General features: G+C 30.7%; 14 protein-coding genes. 1 reads left to right on the top strand and 13 read right to left on the bottom strand.

Annotated features, from left to right (window positions below; genetic code table 11):
• Window positions 1-166: 166 nt before the first annotated feature.
• The 9 genes from GQR92_RS01660 to GQR92_RS01620 all read right to left on the bottom strand — a co-directional run bounded on the left by GQR92_RS01660 (window position 167) and on the right by GQR92_RS01620 (window position 12907).
• The gene (locus GQR92_RS01660) at window positions 167-1387 is read right to left on the bottom strand and encodes an ABC transporter permease (protein ID WP_158837493.1); all 1221 of its coding nucleotides are present in this window, start codon (window positions 1385-1387) and stop codon (window positions 167-169) included.
• Window positions 1388-1389: 2 nt separating this feature from the next.
• On the bottom strand, window positions 1390-2133 hold the full coding sequence (locus GQR92_RS01655; protein WP_158837492.1) for an ABC transporter ATP-binding protein: 744 nt from the start codon (window positions 2131-2133) through the stop codon (window positions 1390-1392).
• A gap of 6 nt (window positions 2134-2139) precedes the next feature.
• Window positions 2140-3342 carry an efflux RND transporter periplasmic adaptor subunit gene (locus GQR92_RS01650; RefSeq protein WP_158837491.1) on the bottom strand — a complete coding sequence of 401 codons (1203 nt, stop codon included), beginning with the start codon at window positions 3340-3342 and terminating at the stop codon, window positions 2140-2142.
• Between the two features lie 11 nt (window positions 3343-3353).
• Window positions 3354-4649, bottom strand: a complete 1296-nt coding sequence (locus GQR92_RS01645; protein WP_233269943.1) for a TolC family protein — start codon at window positions 4647-4649, stop codon at window positions 3354-3356.
• 191 nt (window positions 4650-4840) lie between these two features.
• Window positions 4841-6397 carry a response regulator receiver domain gene (locus tag GQR92_RS01640; RefSeq protein WP_158837489.1) on the bottom strand — a complete coding sequence of 519 codons (1557 nt, stop codon included), beginning with the start codon at window positions 6395-6397 and terminating at the stop codon, window positions 4841-4843.
• On the bottom strand, window positions 6397-9297 hold the full coding sequence (locus tag GQR92_RS01635; RefSeq protein WP_158837488.1) for an ATP-binding protein: 2901 nt from the start codon (window positions 9295-9297) through the stop codon (window positions 6397-6399). Before GQR92_RS01635 ends, GQR92_RS01640 begins: the two co-directional genes overlap by 1 nt.
• Window positions 9287-10357 (bottom strand): DNA cytosine methyltransferase, encoded by a 1071-nt coding sequence (locus tag GQR92_RS01630; RefSeq protein WP_199269169.1) that lies wholly within the window; start codon window positions 10355-10357, stop codon window positions 9287-9289. The genes GQR92_RS01635 and GQR92_RS01630 overlap by 11 nt, the downstream gene beginning before the upstream one ends.
• 505 nt (window positions 10358-10862) lie before the next feature.
• Window positions 10863-11648, bottom strand: a complete 786-nt coding sequence (locus GQR92_RS01625; protein ID WP_158837487.1) for a patatin-like phospholipase family protein — start codon at window positions 11646-11648, stop codon at window positions 10863-10865.
• A gap of 251 nt (window positions 11649-11899) precedes the next feature.
• Entirely contained in the window at window positions 11900-12907 is a 1008-nt protein-coding gene (locus GQR92_RS01620) for an LLM class flavin-dependent oxidoreductase (RefSeq protein ID WP_158837486.1), read from the bottom strand.
• A 150-nt stretch (window positions 12908-13057) separates the two neighbouring features.
• Here GQR92_RS01620 and GQR92_RS01615 point away from each other — a divergent pair, with 150 nt between their 5' ends.
• Window positions 13058-13495, top strand: coding sequence for a TlpA family protein disulfide reductase (locus GQR92_RS01615; protein ID WP_158837485.1), 438 nt, complete (start codon window positions 13058-13060; stop codon window positions 13493-13495).
• A gap of 69 nt (window positions 13496-13564) precedes the next feature.
• On the opposite strand, the gene GQR92_RS01610 is transcribed toward GQR92_RS01615, so the two are convergent.
• The 4 genes from GQR92_RS01610 to GQR92_RS01595 form a co-directional block, all read right to left on the bottom strand.
• Complete coding sequence (locus tag GQR92_RS01610) at window positions 13565-14845, bottom strand: porin (RefSeq protein ID WP_158837484.1); 1281 nt, start codon at window positions 14843-14845, stop codon at window positions 13565-13567.
• Window positions 14846-14951: 106 nt separating this feature from the next.
• Window positions 14952-15344, bottom strand: a complete 393-nt coding sequence (locus GQR92_RS01605; protein ID WP_158837483.1) for a group III truncated hemoglobin — start codon at window positions 15342-15344, stop codon at window positions 14952-14954.
• 65 nt (window positions 15345-15409) lie between these two features.
• Window positions 15410-17629, bottom strand: coding sequence for a nitric-oxide reductase large subunit (locus GQR92_RS01600; protein WP_158837482.1), 2220 nt, complete (start codon window positions 17627-17629; stop codon window positions 15410-15412).
• 20 nt (window positions 17630-17649) lie between these two features.
• A complete protein-coding gene (locus GQR92_RS01595) occupies window positions 17650-17985 on the bottom strand; it encodes a cupin domain-containing protein (RefSeq protein WP_158837481.1) in 336 nt (111 codons plus the stop codon).
• Window positions 17986-17989: the final 4 nt, after the last annotated feature.

Raw genomic sequence — 17989 nt, 5'->3', positions numbered from 1 at the left:
AAGACTAATTCAATATATAACAAGCTTCACTTTTCATAAAACCAATCGGATGTAAATCAAAACCGTTCTTTTTAACAAAATTTTCACAAATAAAAAAACCTAGTCTTTAAAAACTAGGTTCTCTCATTGTAAAGTTCACATTTACTATTTAATATTTGTTTGCTAATTACTCATAACGCAAAGCAGTAATCGGGTCTAATGCTGATGCTTTTCTCGCAGGATACCATCCGAAGAAAATACCTGTTACAGCACATACTACAAAAGAAATTATAATAGAGTACAAAGCAACACTTGTAGGCCAGTTTAAGAATTTTTCTATAAACACTGTAGATGCTAAGCCTAGTAAAACACCTAAAACGCCACCAGTAATACTTATTAGAATCGCTTCAATTAAAAACTGCATTAAAATATCTGCTCCCTTTGCTCCTACTGCCATTCGTAAACCAATTTCTTTGGTACGTTCTTTTACAGAAACATACATAATATTCATAATTCCGATACCTCCAATCAACAAAGAAATACTTGCCACGGCTACTAAAAGTAAGGTTAACATTTCACTTGTAGAACTAAAAGTAGAAATCAATTCTTCCATAGAACGCACACTAAAATCATCATCTTCTGTAGCGGTTAGTTTATGTTGCGCACGTAAAATTGCAGAAACTTCTATCACGGCATTAGGTGCATCTTCTTCACTAATAGCAGAAGCCATAATTTGATTTAAGTGATCTATAGCCAAAATACGTTTTTGAACCGTTGTGTATGGTGCAATTACTACATCATCTTGGTCTTGACCAAAGGTGTTTTCTCCTTTTTCTTCTAAAACACCAATTACTTTAAAGGGAATGTTATTAAAACGAATCATTTGTCCCACTGGTTCTTGACCATCAGGAAAAACATTATCTACCACAGTTTGACCTATTATAGCAACTTTAGAAGCTGTTTTAACTTCGGAATCTGTAAACATACTTCCGCTTTGTAAACCAACTACTTTAATTTTTAAATACTCTGGGTTTACACCATAAATGGTACTTGGCCAGTTGTTAGATCCGTTGATGACTTGTCCGTTTCCGTTTACCATTGGTGTACTATAACTTAGTAAGGTAGATTGTTTTTTTAACGCCTCATAATCACTCAAAGTAAGCGATTCCATAACACTTGCTGCTTGTCTAACACCACCTCGTGTATCTGCTCCGGCTTTTATAGTAATCATATTAGAACCCATAGCAGAAATGGTTGTTCTTATACTTTCTTTAGATCCTTCTCCAATAGCCAACATGGTAATTACAGATGCTACACCTATAATAATGCCCAGCATGGTTAATAAAGTTCTTGTTTTATTAAGAATGATGGCTTTTGTTGCGATTTTAAATAAATTTAATAGTCTCATAACTAATCGTCTTGTTTAGGTAATTTTGCTAATTCGTTTGCTGCAGATTGAATATTATCATTTTGATAATCTTTAATAACATGCCCATCTTTTAATACAATGGTTCTGTTACTAAATGTTGCTATATCTGGCTCATGTGTTACAAAAGTGATCGTAATACCTTGTTTATTTAATTCTTGAAATAAGGACATAATTTCATAAGACGTTCTAGTATCTAAGTTTCCTGTAGCTTCATCAGCAAGAATCATTACAGGGTTATTTACCAAAGATCTTGCAATAGCCACACGCTGTTGCTGTCCTCCAGAAAGTTGAGAAGGTGTATGATCCATTCGATCTCCTAAACCAACCATTTTTAAGGCTTTTATAGCACGCTCTCTTCGTTCTTCTGTAGAAACGTTACTGTTGTATAATAACGGCAACTCTACGTTTTCTATGGCAGATGTTCTTGCCAATAAATTGTACGATTGAAAAATGAATCCTATTTTTTCATTTCTAATGGTTGCCAGTTCATTTCTGCTTAAATCTTTTACAGATACGCCATCAATTTCATACACACCAGATGTTGGCTGATCTAAACATCCTAAGATATTTAACATGGTACTTTTACCAGAACCACTAGATCCCATAATAGTAACAAACTCGCCTTCTTTTATATCAAATGAAATACCTCTAAGTGCATGCACCGTTTCGGTACCCATGGTAAACTGTCGTTTTAAATCTTCTATTTTAATGATTTCTTTACTCATGGCTCTTTATTTTTTCTTCCCTCCGGGACGTTGTGGCATAAACGGGCTTTCGCTAGTTCCTTCTTTTTTTGATGCTGCTTTGCTAATGCCACTTAAACTATACACAAGTTTTTCTCCTTCTGATACTCCACTTAATAATTGCACATTAACACCATCACTTGCACCAAGATTTACTACTTTTTTAGTAATGGCTCCGTTATTTTCTAATACCCAAAGTGTTGTTTCCGATCTAGATAATTCACTTTTATTTGCTGTTAATTGATGCTGTAAATTATACGTTGTTAAGGTTTCTCTTTCTGGTTTAAAGTTAATTGCTTTTGCCTCTGCAGTTAACACATTATTTAATTCTAAAGTAAAAATAGAAATGGTTGCTGTTAAGCCTGGTTTTAGTTTTAAGTCTGGGTTATCTGCCTTAATTACAACCGTATACGTCACTACATTTGAAGTAACAGTTGGGTCTAGTCTTACTTGCGTTACAACACCTTCAAAAGTTTCACCAATGTAAGCATCCACTGTAAATTCTACTCTATGTCCATTTTTAACTTGTCCAATATCTGCTTCATCTACATCTGCTTCTACTTGCATTTCTTTTAAATCTTGTGCAATGGTAAATAGTGTTGGCGTACTTAAACTTGCCGCAACCGTTTGCCCTTCATCAATAGCTCTAGACAAAACAACTCCGTCTATTGGCGAATAAATATTAGCATACCCTAAATTGGTTTTTGCCTGTTGCAAATCAGAATAACGTTGTGTTACTGTCCCTTTTGCCGTTTGATAATTGTAAGTTGCCTCATCAAAATCTGCTTTACTAATTACCTGATTATTGTATAGACTTTCTTGTCTGTCAAAAATTGTTTTCATGTAATTTCTTTGACTTACGGCATTGTCATACGCTGCTTGTGCCTGTGTTTTAGAAGTATTCAAATTGGTTTTATCCAACTCTGCAATTAACTGACCTTCTTTAACAATACTATTATAATCTACATATATTTTTTCTACAACTCCAGATACTTGTGTCCCTACTTGTACTTGCGTAATTGGTTCTATGGTTCCGGTTGCAGTAACCATAGTAGTTACGTTTTCTTTTTTTGTTAGCACAGTTTTTGCTTCTATAACAACAGCATCATCGCCATTTATAAAAGAGTATCCTATAATAGCAAGTACAACAACTGCAATGCTTATGATGATTATGTTTTTATTTTTTTTCATGAGTTCTTGTATTAAAGTTTGATGTCGTTTCCTTGGTAAAATTGTAATAATTGATGGTATAAAATATTTAAGTATTTAGATTGCAAATAGTTTTGTTGTGCATTGGTAAACGTATTTTGACTAATCACTAAATCTGTAGTACTTAAAGCACCTAATTCGTATTTTTTTTGTGCCAGTTTATAAGATTGTTCAGCCTCTACTTTAGAGGCTTCTGCAGCAATTACTTGCTCTTGTGCAGACAATGCATTTTGATATGCTGTTTCTACCTTTCTATACACTTCTTTTTCTGTAGATAACTTTTGTATTTCTGCTTTTTCTATGTTGATGGTTGCCGTTTGTACCGCACTTTTAGTTTGATTTCTATTAAAAATCGGAATCGTTAATGACAACCCTAATTTCTGATTGAAATTCACATCAAACTGATCTGAAAATGTATTTGTATTGATGCTCGTATATCCAGAACCTAAACTTCCTGATAAAGCCAGTGTTGGTAAAAATCCTCCTTTTGCAATGTCTAATTCTTTCTTACTTGCTTCAATAGTTAAGTTACTAGATTGTATTTCTGGTAAAATACCTAACGCTTTTTGATACACCTCTAGCTTGTTCAATTCTAGATTTACTAAATCCATATTTTCATCAATGGTTTCTATTTCTATAGTTTCCATTGGTGATAATTCTAATAATTGTTTCAATGCAATAATGTATTGTTGATAATCATTCTTAGCAGAAATAACATTGTATTTGTTGGTAGCTGCCTGACTTTGGGCTTCTGTATAATCGTTTAAAGCAATGGTTCCTGCATCTAAACGAGATTTTGCTCTTTGTACTTCTGTTTCAGAAGCTAACAAGTTATTTTCTGTAATGGTAATACTTTCTTTGCTATACAATGTTTGTAAATAGATTTCTAAAATATTTAAAACAATGTTATTTTGAGCTACTTCTTCTTCAAAAACACTTTGGTCAAATAAAATTTTATTTTGTGCTATTTGATTGGTAATTTGATTTCCTTGAAACAAGGTCATAGAACTATTAATCCCCACATTTGTACTGTGTATTTGATCTGTAACATAGCTACTTGTAATTGGATCTATTGTATTTCCGTTAGAAAAACTTTGTGAAGCACTTCCAAATAAATTTGGCAATCGAGATGATTTTGCTTTGTTATAATCTATTTCAGCAATGTTTTTAGTAAGTGCTGCATCTTTAACTGTAATATTGTTTTCTAAAGCATATTCGATGCAATCTTGCAAAGACCAAACTTTAGATGCCGAATTTGTAGCTACTTCTTGTGCAAAAGAAAACTGCACAAATAGGACGCTAAGAATGAGGATATATAATTTCATTTTTTTGAGTGTTTTAATTGAACACATCAAAGGTGAAATTATATACTATCTTATAAAAAGGTAATAGACGTTTGGTAGAATTGACTATACGAAAGCGGTTGTTTTATGGATGAGAGATTTGATAAAAGCACAAAATACAATGAATTAATATTCACCTATATTTTTACAAAATCAACTCCAACTCTTAACGGATGATTGAATGCATGATTAGCAATTCTTTGAGCATAATTATCTTTTAAAGTGAATTTGTACTCTAATTTTAAATTTGTAACACTTCCTTCTTTGAATCGTTTAGATAGTAATTCCCCAGTTGTAATATTTGGATTTTCTATATATAATTGAAAAGGCTTTATATATTCTCCTTTTGTCCATTCAATACATGTATCCTTAGAAATATACGACTTAAAACCTCCTTCACCAGCTTCTAAACATTCTTCTTTATTTGTGTTTTTAACACCCTTAACAAAGAAATAAGAATTATTGATATTATCGGTAGGATTTAAACAATCACAAAGGGCTGTGATACACAAATAATATTCATTGTCACTACCAAAAAATATATCTCCAAAATTTAAATTTTGATGTTCTAAAATTCTACCGTTGTAGAATGTATTTAATAAAAATAAATCATTGGTAATTTCTTTAGTATCATCGACTCTACTCAGTGATTTTAAAAAATCATCATCAATAATTTCTAATTTTGAATTTGATAAATTCAACTTTGTTTGTTCTAACAATATTCTATTGATAAAAAATCTGAAATCTTCTTTTGTTTGAGGGTCTTCCGACTTAACAAGTTGATCGTGATGAAACAGTAATGCTTTAGTATCAATAGATAAAACAGCTGGTGAAATAAATGAATTGTTTTCAGAAAAATTATTTTGCATATCCAAGCCTAATAATTTCATAAAGCAGTCATCATTATCAACCAAATGAGTTATAATTTTATCTAGAATTCCTGATGCCGAATTATCTGATTTATTAATTATTGTAACTATTGTGTTGTTTATTGATAAAATTTTATTAGCTCTGTCAATTTTAATATCCATATCTAAAGCGATATCTGAAGCAACTAAATTCATAAAAGCTAACTTGACATAAACTAATGCGCATCCAATGTTTTTAGTAGCAGTAAGTTTTTTTATTTCATCAGGTAAAGCACTGTCTATATCAATTAAATCTCTATATAAACGAGCATTAGAACCAATTTCATCTAAAGAGATTTTATCTATAATTTTATCAATACCATTGTATACTCCTAAATCCTCTAATATTTCTTCATATTTGTTTTTATCAAAACCAGAGAAATAAGAACCAATATTGTTAATTATATTATCTGTATCTGGTTCAGACGTATAAATTGAGCAAAAATGTATGTTATTTGATTTAACTACTTCTGATAATAATTTTAATGAATATTCTTCCCCAGATTTATCATCTAATTTCCAATCAAGTAAAACTAAATCTCTTTTTTTAAATAAAAAATCATGATATTTTTTATCTTCAATTTTATTCGAATCAAACTTATCTATTGATAAGGATATCCCCAAATTTCTAAACCCTTTGTAAAGTTCCACTGATAGCTTATTTTCATCTATTTTCATATCAGGAACAGTAAATACATCCGCTGCTTTTTCATCTACAAAGACTACTGACTTAATAGCCTTACTTAATATCGAATTTGCCTTTGCTTTGTAGCTTTCTTTACTCATTAACTTAAAGGTTTTATAACGAAACAAGCACCACTAAGTACATTGTATTCTTTGTCATTAGTAGCATATATATCTAAATTACTTTCATTTAGACTTTGTTTAGAAAGATATAAACCTATCCCTCTACCGTTTGGTCTGTTAGAATAAAACATATCAAATATTTTATCTAATCGATGATTCTCAATTTTTAATCCTGAATTACAAATAACTATTTCGTTAGTTTCATTATAATAATCTAATAAAATTTCACGATGTTCTTTGTTGCGCATCCAGTAAATTGCGTTGTTAATTATGTTTATAAATACCGTGTGGATAATTGGTTCTTTAATTGTTAAAGAGAAATTTTTAAATGCTTCAGTAGAATGGAAATTTATTTTGTAATCTTCAATTCTTCTATCAAAGAATTTTAATAAATATTTAGAGATATCTAAGCCAGAAACATTCTTAGGTACAACTCCAGATATTCTATATAATGGTGATAGCAAATCATATTTGTCTTCTAATTGCTTGAAATTTTGCTTCAAAAAATTAAATTGTTCTACATCCGTAAAGAGATTGACTTCACTTAATTTATCAATAGAACTGTTTATTTTAGCATACAACTGATTGAACTCGTGGTCTATAATTTCAACAGCAACACCTAATTGTGCAGTTTCTCTAGTTTGTTCCCACTTATATTTGATGGTGTCGTATTCGGCTTTATAAGCTCCTTGAACTAATTCTTCATCTATATCAAAACTTAATTTACTTAAGTGCTCAACTAACGGAGATAATTCTTTATTTATTTGATCTCTTAAAAATTCAAATTTTGAAGCTAATTTTTCAGATTCAATTAGTACACTTTCTTTAGAATCTATTGAGTTGACTATCTTATCTTTTTCAAAATTTAATTCATCAATAACTCTTCTTGAGCGAAATGAAAAATCCTTCAACAAACTATCGTATTTAGTTTTTAATTGGATTCTATTTTCGGTTATAATCTTTTCAAGTGTGCCATTATATTTTTGATAACTCTTAGTAAACTCCACTTTCAATTCTTTGACTTCAAGTTTTTCTTGAACCTTAGTCATTAATTGAGCACTATCTTTCTTAATAGTTTCGTTGAAGCCTAATAATTTATCTTCATACTTATCTAAACGGTCTAGTTGAGTGTCGGTTGGTTTATATCTTTTTGGTATTCTAGGAACTAAATTTTTAAATTCTATATCAAGAGTGTGTAATCTATCAAGTAAACTTTCAATATCTGAGTACAGAACATTAGATGCGTTTGTTTTTTCTTCTAACTGTTCTAAAATATATTGATATTCAGTTTGATATTTTTCAAATTTTTCAGGGTATTCTCTTAATGACTTAGTAAATGCCTTTTTCTCTTCTGTGGCTCTTTTATTGTCTTTTTTTATAGCCTCGCTCTGTTCTTTTAATTGAGCCATTTTATCTCTAAACAAACTGTTTTTTGGTTTATCGGAAAAATACTCATTAGCTAAATCTTTGAAGAAATGAATTAAATCACTTTCAAAAGCTCTATAGGCTCCATTATTAATTAAACCTTCTCTACTTGATTTATCTTTTAATTTAAAATTTTCATTCCTGGTTAATCCTAAATATCCGAACATTCTTCTATATGAAAAATAGTATGAACCTGCTCTTTTTGAACGTCTCTCTTCAAATCTTAGAAAATCCGCATTAGGTCTACCGTATGGAAGAACTCTAAAATCGTCACGATAAATATATAGGCCTCCATAATTTTTTACTTTTTTCTTTATACTTTCATAAGATATTTCATTTTGAATGGATTCGTTTTCTTTACCTTGATTATAACCTAGCTTGATAGAAACATTTCCATAATCATTTCTCGAATCATTTTTCCTAGGATTAATAAATGTGTAATCTATTATTTCATCATATATCTTTAATTTTCCATCAAACTTTCCAGTTCCATTAAACTCACCTTCAATAATTATATCAGCTAAATCATAATCATTAGATGTAAAAAACTTTCCTTCTGAAGTTAAAAAATCATACTCCTGATTAATTTCTTTATGAATTGGAATTGAGGTTTTTATTATACTATTATCTTTTTTAAAATCATTAGTAAACCCAGATAAACTTGAAATTACGAATTGTCTATCTTCAAGACCATCTTCATCATTTTTAGTTAAGTCAACTATTTGTTCAATAGGTTCAAAGACAATAAATTTTGTTCCATGACCATTTTCAATATCTATTAAATCAACAAGTAGTTTTTCTGATAAAAAATCAGGGATTTTGGACTTAATAATAGAGTATTCAATATCTCTTCTTAATCCTAATTGTTTTTCTTCCCAAATATAATTGCCATCTGTGTCGTTTTCTTTATCAAAATTTTTAAGAAATGTTTCTTTTAACTTTTCAAATTTAAAAGTTAATTCATTAATATTTTCAATGTCTTCAACAGGTATATCTACATCGTCTAAGAATAGATTATAGTTTTCTAGTAATCTCCAATCAAAGAATAGTGCCTGTAAAGGATGTCCTTGTTTTTTAGTCAGCATTAACATTGGGTTACCAAGAAATGCTACAGACAATCTTCCTATACCTTTTTCTCCTGCTTTGATCCTTGGTTTTTTCCAAAGTGTTTCTTCACTTTCTTTTTCTTCTAGTGTAGCTCTACTTTTAGAGTCGGTACCAAGTACTAACCATTTTTCAAAAATATCATTTCTAGACATTCCTTTTCCATCATCTGTCATAACAAACAATGGGGAATCAACGTCTTTATAAGTATCTAAATAAATTTCAGCCGTTAAGTTATCAGCATAGGCATCATAACCATTTTTCCATAACTCTGTAATTGCTGTAGGTAAATCTGCAATTTGTCCTTTTCCGAGTAAATCTACTGCTCTTGCTTTGGTTCTAAATTGCATTCTTATGATTTTGAATTATTGCTTGTCCTACTCGTTTTGCATATTCAGGTGGTACTGCATTACCAATTAACCTAGCTAAACTTCCCATGCTTGTTCCTATAAACTTATAATCTTTAGGAAATGATTGCAGTGTAGCACCTTCTCTAATTGACAACGCTCTATTCTCCTCCGGATGAACAAAACGTCCATTAGAAACACTAAAAAATTTTGTAGTAATAGTTGGTGAAGGTTTATCCCACCAAAGTCTCCCGAATGTATCTTTAAAAGAAGTATCCCTATCTATAAAGCAATTTAATTGAAGATTTTTATCATTTGCAAAACTTAAACGATTACCTCCATCCTTTTCTACTCTTTCTAAACGTTTTAACGTTAATTCACTAACGTTAGGAACTGAGTGATTAAAGTCAGTTAAATCTTTATGGCCAGCCTTAATTTTATAAAAGCCATTTTCTTCACCAATAACATCTCTTACTGTTAATTTTGTATTCGCCTTTATGGGCTCTAACTCAGTATCAGTAATTCTATTAGCAATTAAAGTAAATCGCTTTCTATTTTGAGGGACACCATATTCAGATGTATTGTGAATATCAAAATGAACTTTATAGTTGTTTTTTTCTAGCCAATTTATAAATTTTTCTAAGCCACTTTCACCTTTTTTACGAAGAACTCCTGGTACATTTTCAACCACAACATAACCAGGATTAAAATATTTAACAAATCTTTCAAACTCAACTAATAAGTTTTTTGATTTCTGAGATTTGTTTTTATCTGTATTAATAATACTCCAAAATTGACAAGGACTGCAACCTATAAGTAATAATTCGTCATCATTACGTTTTAATTTTAGAGTTTTTTCTAATTCTTCTTCTTTTAATTCAAAAACATCCGCCTTTATGAATTTGGCTTTTTTGATATTAGCTTCATAAGTAGCTCTACAGTTTTCTTCATAATCAACTCCTGCTAAAACCTGAATACCAGATTTTTGCATACCATAACTCATACCTCCTCCTCCACAAAAGAAATCTACAGCTTTAATTTTTGGTTTGATTTTATGTTTCAATTTTGATTTAGATTTTAACTATGTAAATTAAACATTTTTTCACTTTTAAACAAAGAAATTTTTGTTTTATTATGCTCTTACATTATATATTTCTTTATGTCTAATCATTTTCAACAAGGATTAAACTAATTTTTAGTAAAAAAAACGAAAATTAAAAGCAACGAAACTAAGAATATCAAATTACTCCATCCAAATACAATTTACCAATATTTTAAATATCTTCTGAATCTTTATTAACAAAACCAGAATACTTATACTACTGAACAAAAGCGAAACTCAATAATTTATTTTCTTGCTTTTAAATTTACTTCCATTGTTCTTTTCCATTGATGAAAAGAAACAAAAATCTAGACTTCTGATAATTTTATTGAATTCTACAAGATATTACACTATCGTGTCCAGACCGCAAAAGCTCTTTGGACACTTGCCGCTCCATATCTTTTGAATTGCTACTAAAATTATAATATGTCGGGGTTGAGGTTGCTACTGAGTAAAAGAGAATGAATTAAAGCCCATCTAGATACAATTTACAAATAGTATAGATTTTCTCTGAATCTTTATTATCCAATCCAGAATACTCAGACAACGGGAAACTAACCGTCATTTTTGTGGCTGCAAACTTAAAACTTTCTGCTGCATGTGCTTTTAAATAAGTTGCATGTGCAATTACCTTAAAAGTAGAATTTAATTGTAAAGGAGTTTTAGTAGCAGGTTCAGCTACATAACTGCCTACAATGGGTAAACCTGATTTTAGAAAGGGTTTAATAGGGAAATTATCTAAAATTCCGCCATCGGAATACAATGTTTTATTGATGATAATAGGCGTAAAAATACCAGGAATCGCACAAGAAGCCAATACAGGTTTCAATAACTTCCCTTTACTAAAATAACGAGGTTTACCACTTTGCATGTTAGAGGCAGTAATGTAAATTGGAATTTTTAAATCTCTAAATTTATCTTTTATTTTATTTTCTATAATCGATTTGAATAAAAAAGTATCAAAGATTCCTGCTTTTGTCATGCTAAAGAAGGAAAACTTAAATAGACTCGTTCTTTTAAAGATTTCTAAAATTTCTTGCGTAGAAATACCAGAAGCATATAATGAGGCAACCAAAGCGCCTCCACTACTCCCAGAAATAGCATTTATTTGCAAGCCTAATTCTTCAATTTTTTCAATCACTGCCAAATGTGCAGCACATTTAATGCCGCCTCCCGATAACACTAAGTTTATAGGAATGTTTACATTTAGTTTAGAAAGTTGTTCACTGTAATTTATAGGTATTGGGATCATTTATTTAAACTCTAAAATACACGTAAATATACTTTTAAAATGGCTTATAGGCTATTTATTAAGACGACAATCGTTGTTAGATATAATCACAACTATAGAATGTCATAAAATTCGAATAACGATTCTATAGACTTAAATCAAAATGTTTGGTTGAGTGGAGTCGAAACTTATGTTAGCAATTCAATAGTTCTCGACTGCGCTCTAACGGACAATGAGAGATTTGATAATTACTTTGATTCGTTGCTGATTCATTAAGAATTCAACTCTTTCATAATTTCTGCAAACAATTTATAAGATCGTATTCTATCATTAATACCATATATATTAGTTACGGCAATCAATTCGTCTGCTTGTGTTTGTGCTAAAAACTCCTTTACTTGCGCTTTTACAGTTGCTTTGCTACCTATAAAAGAATATTTCAGCATTTGATGCACTTGTGGATTTTGTAATATCTCTTTATAATATTCCGTCATGGCAGTTGGTGGTTGCACAAAATCTCGTTTACCCGTAAACAAACCAACAATCATCCTAATTAATGAGGTTGATAAATTGTCAGCCTCTTCATCGGTATCTGCAATAATAATATTTACACCTAAAATTGTATACGGTTTTTGTAAAACATCCGAAGGTTTAAATTCTTTACGATAAATAGCCAAAGCATCCCATAAATGGGTGGTTGCAAAATGACTCGCAAATGCATAAGGAAATCCTTTTTTGGCAGCTAAATGTGCACTATCCGTACTAGAACCTAAAATATAAAGAGGCACATCTACTCCTTCTGCAACGGTAGCTCTTACTTTAGCATGTTTATTTTCTACAGAAAAATAGGTTTGAATCTTTTCTATTTCATTCGGAAAAGATTGCGCAGCTTCCATAAAATCAGAACGAATGGCTTGTGCAGTTTCTCTGTCCGTTCCGGGGGCTCTCCCCAAACCTAAATCTATTCTATTCGGATATAAAGAACCTAAGGTTCCAAATTGTTCTGCAACAATTAAAGGTGAATGATTGGGTAACATAATTCCGCCAGAACCTATACGAAGTGTTTTGGTGCCTTGTGCAGCATACCCAATTAAAATAGAAGTAGCAATACTACCAATATTTGTAGAGTTATGATGTTCTGCCAACCAATACCGTGTGTACCCAAATGTTTCGGCATTTTGTGCCAATTTTAATACATTATTAAAGGTTTCTTTTAAAGTATGATCTTTAGAAACCAAGGCAAGGTCTAAAATAGAATACGCTGTATTTTCAGTTTTCATAATACTTTTAATCAATAGTTATATGATAAATATAAAATCTTTTTTACAGCAACAAAATTACAGAAAGTAGTGCGCTTTTAAGATAATGTTTTGTTAATATAAGTAACGAAACACTAAATTTGTATATCGCTTTAAAAGCAAAAAAATTAGATGAATAAATTAATACAATCCATACCAGTTTTAGATTTAGAAGAATTACCTGTAGATTTAATGAGCGCTTATAAAAATAAAATTTTATTACTTATTATTTACAACAATGACTGTTTGGGGTGTACAGGACGTGCTATTCCGTTGGCTTATGATTTTCAACAGAAATATCCATCAATTCAAGTGGCTGGTATTCATGCCGATTTTATAAACAGAGAAGGAAATAAAAAGAATATTAAAAGTATTTTTACGAGTGGCGAAAATCCGTTTCCTATTTATATTGATAAAAACCACAAAGTTTACGATCAATTTAAATCCGAAGGAACTCCACAGTGGCTATTAATTACTGAAAAAGGAGAATTGTATCGTTCTATTTTCGGGTCGCAAGAAAATGCTGCAAATCGGTTATTTTATGCGCTAGAAAGTTTAGTTGATAAATAATGGCGAACTAACTATTAAACTAATTTATTCTAATACTGTTACCTATCAATCTATAAAATTATTAAGTGATTAATTTATTTCTATTTGATATTGTAATACGAACATTCCTTTGCGTTCATCAACCTTAAGTTCATTATTTATATTTTGATAAACAGGTCTATTTTGATACCCTAAACTCAATTTATTACTGTGTCCTTTAAAGAAACAATTTATCCCTAAATCATACACCACCATGGCATCATCTAACGCTTCAAAATCTGAATATTGTATAGCAATATTAGGTTGTAATTGATAACTTTTCTTTCCTTTAGCTAGTAAATATCCTAATTGAAAAAAGGTTGTGTTTCCCGTACCCATCATCGGAAAATCATTACCACTTCCATTAAAAGAAGTTCCGCCAGAAGTAATATCATTAGCGCCAACATTTCTAATATAATTTGGACCAAAATCATTCTGATTGTATCCTAAATATGTAGTAATTGCAGTTCTTTTATCCTTATTTAAAGGAACATCATAAAACACATCTACTGCCCAATTTTTAAAATCGTAATATTTTTCGATACCATTTACCAATTGCGAAGTCATTTTAGGTTGGTTCATAAAACCAGCACCGAGGTTTAAAATATTCTTTGTTCCTAGATAGGTTCCTGTTCCTCCACTATAAGCAGATTTGTTACTTTCATTGTGTAGAAACTCATATTTTACATAGCCAGAAATTCTTTTTCTAGGTTTATTAATTGCATAATCTACTTTGCCTTCCGTTGCCGTAACTCCATATTGAATAGGATTTTTTAACGATAAAATATAATCGAATTTATGTATTTGTCCTTTTGCCCAGATACCTAGTCCACGAGCAATATCATCATTTTTATTTACCGTTAATAACGAATACAACGGAGCATCAACAGCCATTAAAGATTTACTGCTTCTTACATTCCATCGGTTTAAACCGTCCCAACCAGACTCTCCAAAACCTAAAGCAAATTCTTTTGCAAACTCATATTCTGCATATAAATCTAAAACACCAAACTTAAAATCTTTTTCAGATTTGCTATTCATATTATTACCACCAAACAAAGAGTATACATATAATTTAGGTGTTAATTGTGCAGAAACTCCCATTCTTAACCTTCTAAGAGATACATCAAATACATTATTGGCAACTTCGTTATTTATAGTAGTACCTGGATTGGTGTTCATGTATCTAGCCCACAATTGCATTCTAACAGAAGCCTTTACATAGGTTTTACCTGTTTCATCTAAATTTAATTTTAGTTTATTGCTTTGAGCATAGCTAAAACTAGACATAAAAATTAAAGTAATAAGAAGAAAGTATTTTATAGTTTTCATTATAATTAGTTTAGCAAAAGCTGGTTTTTATATAGCAAAACTACTGTAACTCTAAAAAAAACTTACTGATAAATGTCACGTTACGTTTATAATAAAAAAAACTAATTTATGCTGTCTCTCTATTTTTAAAAACATATAAATATTGCCCCGTAGCCATTCTTCTAGAAGCGTCTTTGGCTCTTTGCGCTATTTCTCCTTTATATAAAAAATCTATGGTTGTAAACCAAATTTCTAACCATTTTCCAAAGTGAACTTGACTCATAGTATGATTTAGAAACTTGTCTACTTTTAAATGCGCTTTGCTAGGGCTTCCCTTAAAACAAACATCACCTAATAAGGCTGTTACCCAAAAATCAGTTAATTTTTCTAAGTGTGGCGGCCATTGCTCTTTACTTAAATGATGATTAAAAATAGGTCCTAAAAGGTCATTTTTTCTAATAGCATCGTAAAAAGTAGTAACCAATACGTAAATATCTTCTCTATTTTCTATTTCTTTCATTTTATAAAATATTAAATCCGCACAAACCGAAATTTAGCTTGTGCAGATTATTTATACATTTAAACTTAATTTTTCTTTTTGATGCAATAAATAGTTTCTTGTATGGTAAACCAACAAAAGTAAAAGATACCTCCAGAGAATATAACATCACCAATCATACGCATCCATTTAAACGTTTGTACTGTTGGCGAATACAATAATTCGGCATCTCTAGCAAAAGAATATCCTTTTGTAATTGATGTATACGCTTGTATTAAACCTACGGGTAACATACTTAAAAACACCATGGCAACTAAACCAATATTTAACAACCAAAAAGCTCTTTTTAATTTTACAGAACTCCAAACTCTGTCTGAATAAAAACGTAAACAGATAATAATAAAGCCCATTCCTAATAAACCGTACACACCAAATAAAGCGGTATGCGCATGTACTGCTGTGGTATTTAATCCCTGAATATAATACAATGCAATTGGTGGGTTAATTAAGAAACCAAATACACCTGCACCTACCATGTTCCAAAATGCAACAGCAATAAAGAAAAATATTGGCCATTTGTATTTTTGCATCCATTCATTAGATTTTAAAAGGTTCCAGTTTTCACGAATTTCAAAGCCCATTAAAGTTAACGGTACAACCTCTAAAGCACTAAATGTAGCTCCTAAAGCAATTGCTTGCACAGGTGTACCAGAATAATATAAATGATGTAAGGTTCCAATAATTCCACCTGCTAAAAAGATCGTTGCAGAAGCAATAGATGCTTTTCCTGCTGTTTTTGCTGATAAAATTTTCATTCTTAAGAAAATAAATGCAATAATAACGGTTGCAAAAACTTCGAAAAAACCTTCTACCCAAAGGTGTACCAACCACCATCTCCAATAATTAATTACAGGCAAGCTACTGTTTTCTCCATACATTAAGCCAGAGAAGAAAAACATACCAATGGCAATTACAGATATTAAAAGAATAATTAATAAATGTTTAGAATCATCATTTTTCTTAATAGCAAACACTACGTGTCTACCTACCATAAGTACCCATAAAACCAAACCGATTGCTAAGAATATTTGCCAGAATCTACCTAGGTCCATGTATTCATATCCTTGATGACCAAAGAAGAAATTGGTTGTTAAATCTAAAAATTGATGTACACCTAACCACTCGCCCATCATAGAACCTAATACAATAAGTAATAACGCTATGAATAGAAAATTGATTCCGAATACTTGATACTTCATTTCTTTACCACTAATCATTGGTGCTAAAAACAATCCTGTTGCTAACCATGTTGCAGCAATCCAAAAAACAGCCAATTGTGTGTGCCAAGTTCTGGTAATTGAATACGGAAGAAAACTAGATAAATCAAAGCCAAAAAATGCTTGCCCTTCTACGGTATAATGTACCGTTAAAGCTCCTAAAACAACTTGTAAAGCGATTAATAATGAAATTACAATAAAGTATTTTAATACTGCTTTTTGGGATCTTGTAAATACTAATGTGTCTAAAGGATCATTTTCAGGGTGTTTTACAGCTTCACCTTTTTCATGATTACGAATATAATAATAGGTTAATCCTCCAATAAATAATAATAAAAGTACAATAGAAAACCCTGACCAAATTTGAGAATCTGGTGTAATTGTATTATCAATTAAAGGTTCGTGAGGCCAATTAGAAGTATAGGTATAGTCTTTTTCTGGTCTGTTGGTACTTGCTGCCCAAGAAGTCCAGAATAAAAAAGCATTTAATTGAGCTAATTTAGTAGTGTCTACTAAAGCTCCCTTAGGAATTGCATACTTTTCATATCCATTAGAAAAGATATCTGAATAATGTTTATAATTTTCTAAGATAGCTGCATAACGATCTTTAGAAATTGTAATACTACCTGTTTTTGCATTATAAGTATTCGTTTTAACATGTTTAATTAAACGCGCTTTTAAAGCAGCTTTATTTTCTACGTCTAAATTTTCGTAGGTTGAATTAAAATCTTTTTTAGCCCAGGCATTCAACATAAATACGGCTTCTTTATGTATCCAATCTGCAGACCAATCTGGTGCAACATAACTACCATGTCCCCAAATAGAACCTACTTCCATTCCTCCAATAGATTCCCAAACATTCTGTCCAATTTGTATGTCTGCTTTGGTTAAAAATATTTCTCCGGTTTCTTGTATGATAACGGTTTCTGGTATAGGCGGTTGTGTTTGATATACTTCTGTACCTACCCATATAAGTACTATAAAGGAAAGGGTTACTACACTAGCAAATGCGATCCAAACTTTTTTCATCTCTCTGTTATTATTATAAATTATACTACGTCTTTTACTCTCTGTACACTGTCTGCTACCGAAACTGTAAGTCTAATTATGCAATCTTCTTTACAATATAAATCGTGAGGAACACTTGCGTCTAACGCAATTAAATCTCCTTTTTTTAATACTTGTTTTTCTCCTTCTACTCCAAAATCGATGCTCCCTTCAAATAATTCTATAACAATAGGAAACGGTGCTTTGTGTTCTTTCATTTGTTGTCCTTTTTTCATAAGGATTCGTATTTCTTTTGTGGTTGCTGTTTTTAATAAAACGGTTACTGCAGGTTTGTCTTCTCCGTAGTCAAGGTTTTCTGTTAAAGATGCTGATTTCATAATT

The sequence above is a fragment of the Polaribacter sp. L3A8 genome, assembly GCF_009796785.1.
Taxonomy (GTDB): domain Bacteria; phylum Bacteroidota; class Bacteroidia; order Flavobacteriales; family Flavobacteriaceae; genus Polaribacter.
The sequence above is the reverse complement of the archived record's forward strand: the minus strand, read 5'-3'. Positions and strand labels throughout refer to the sequence as shown.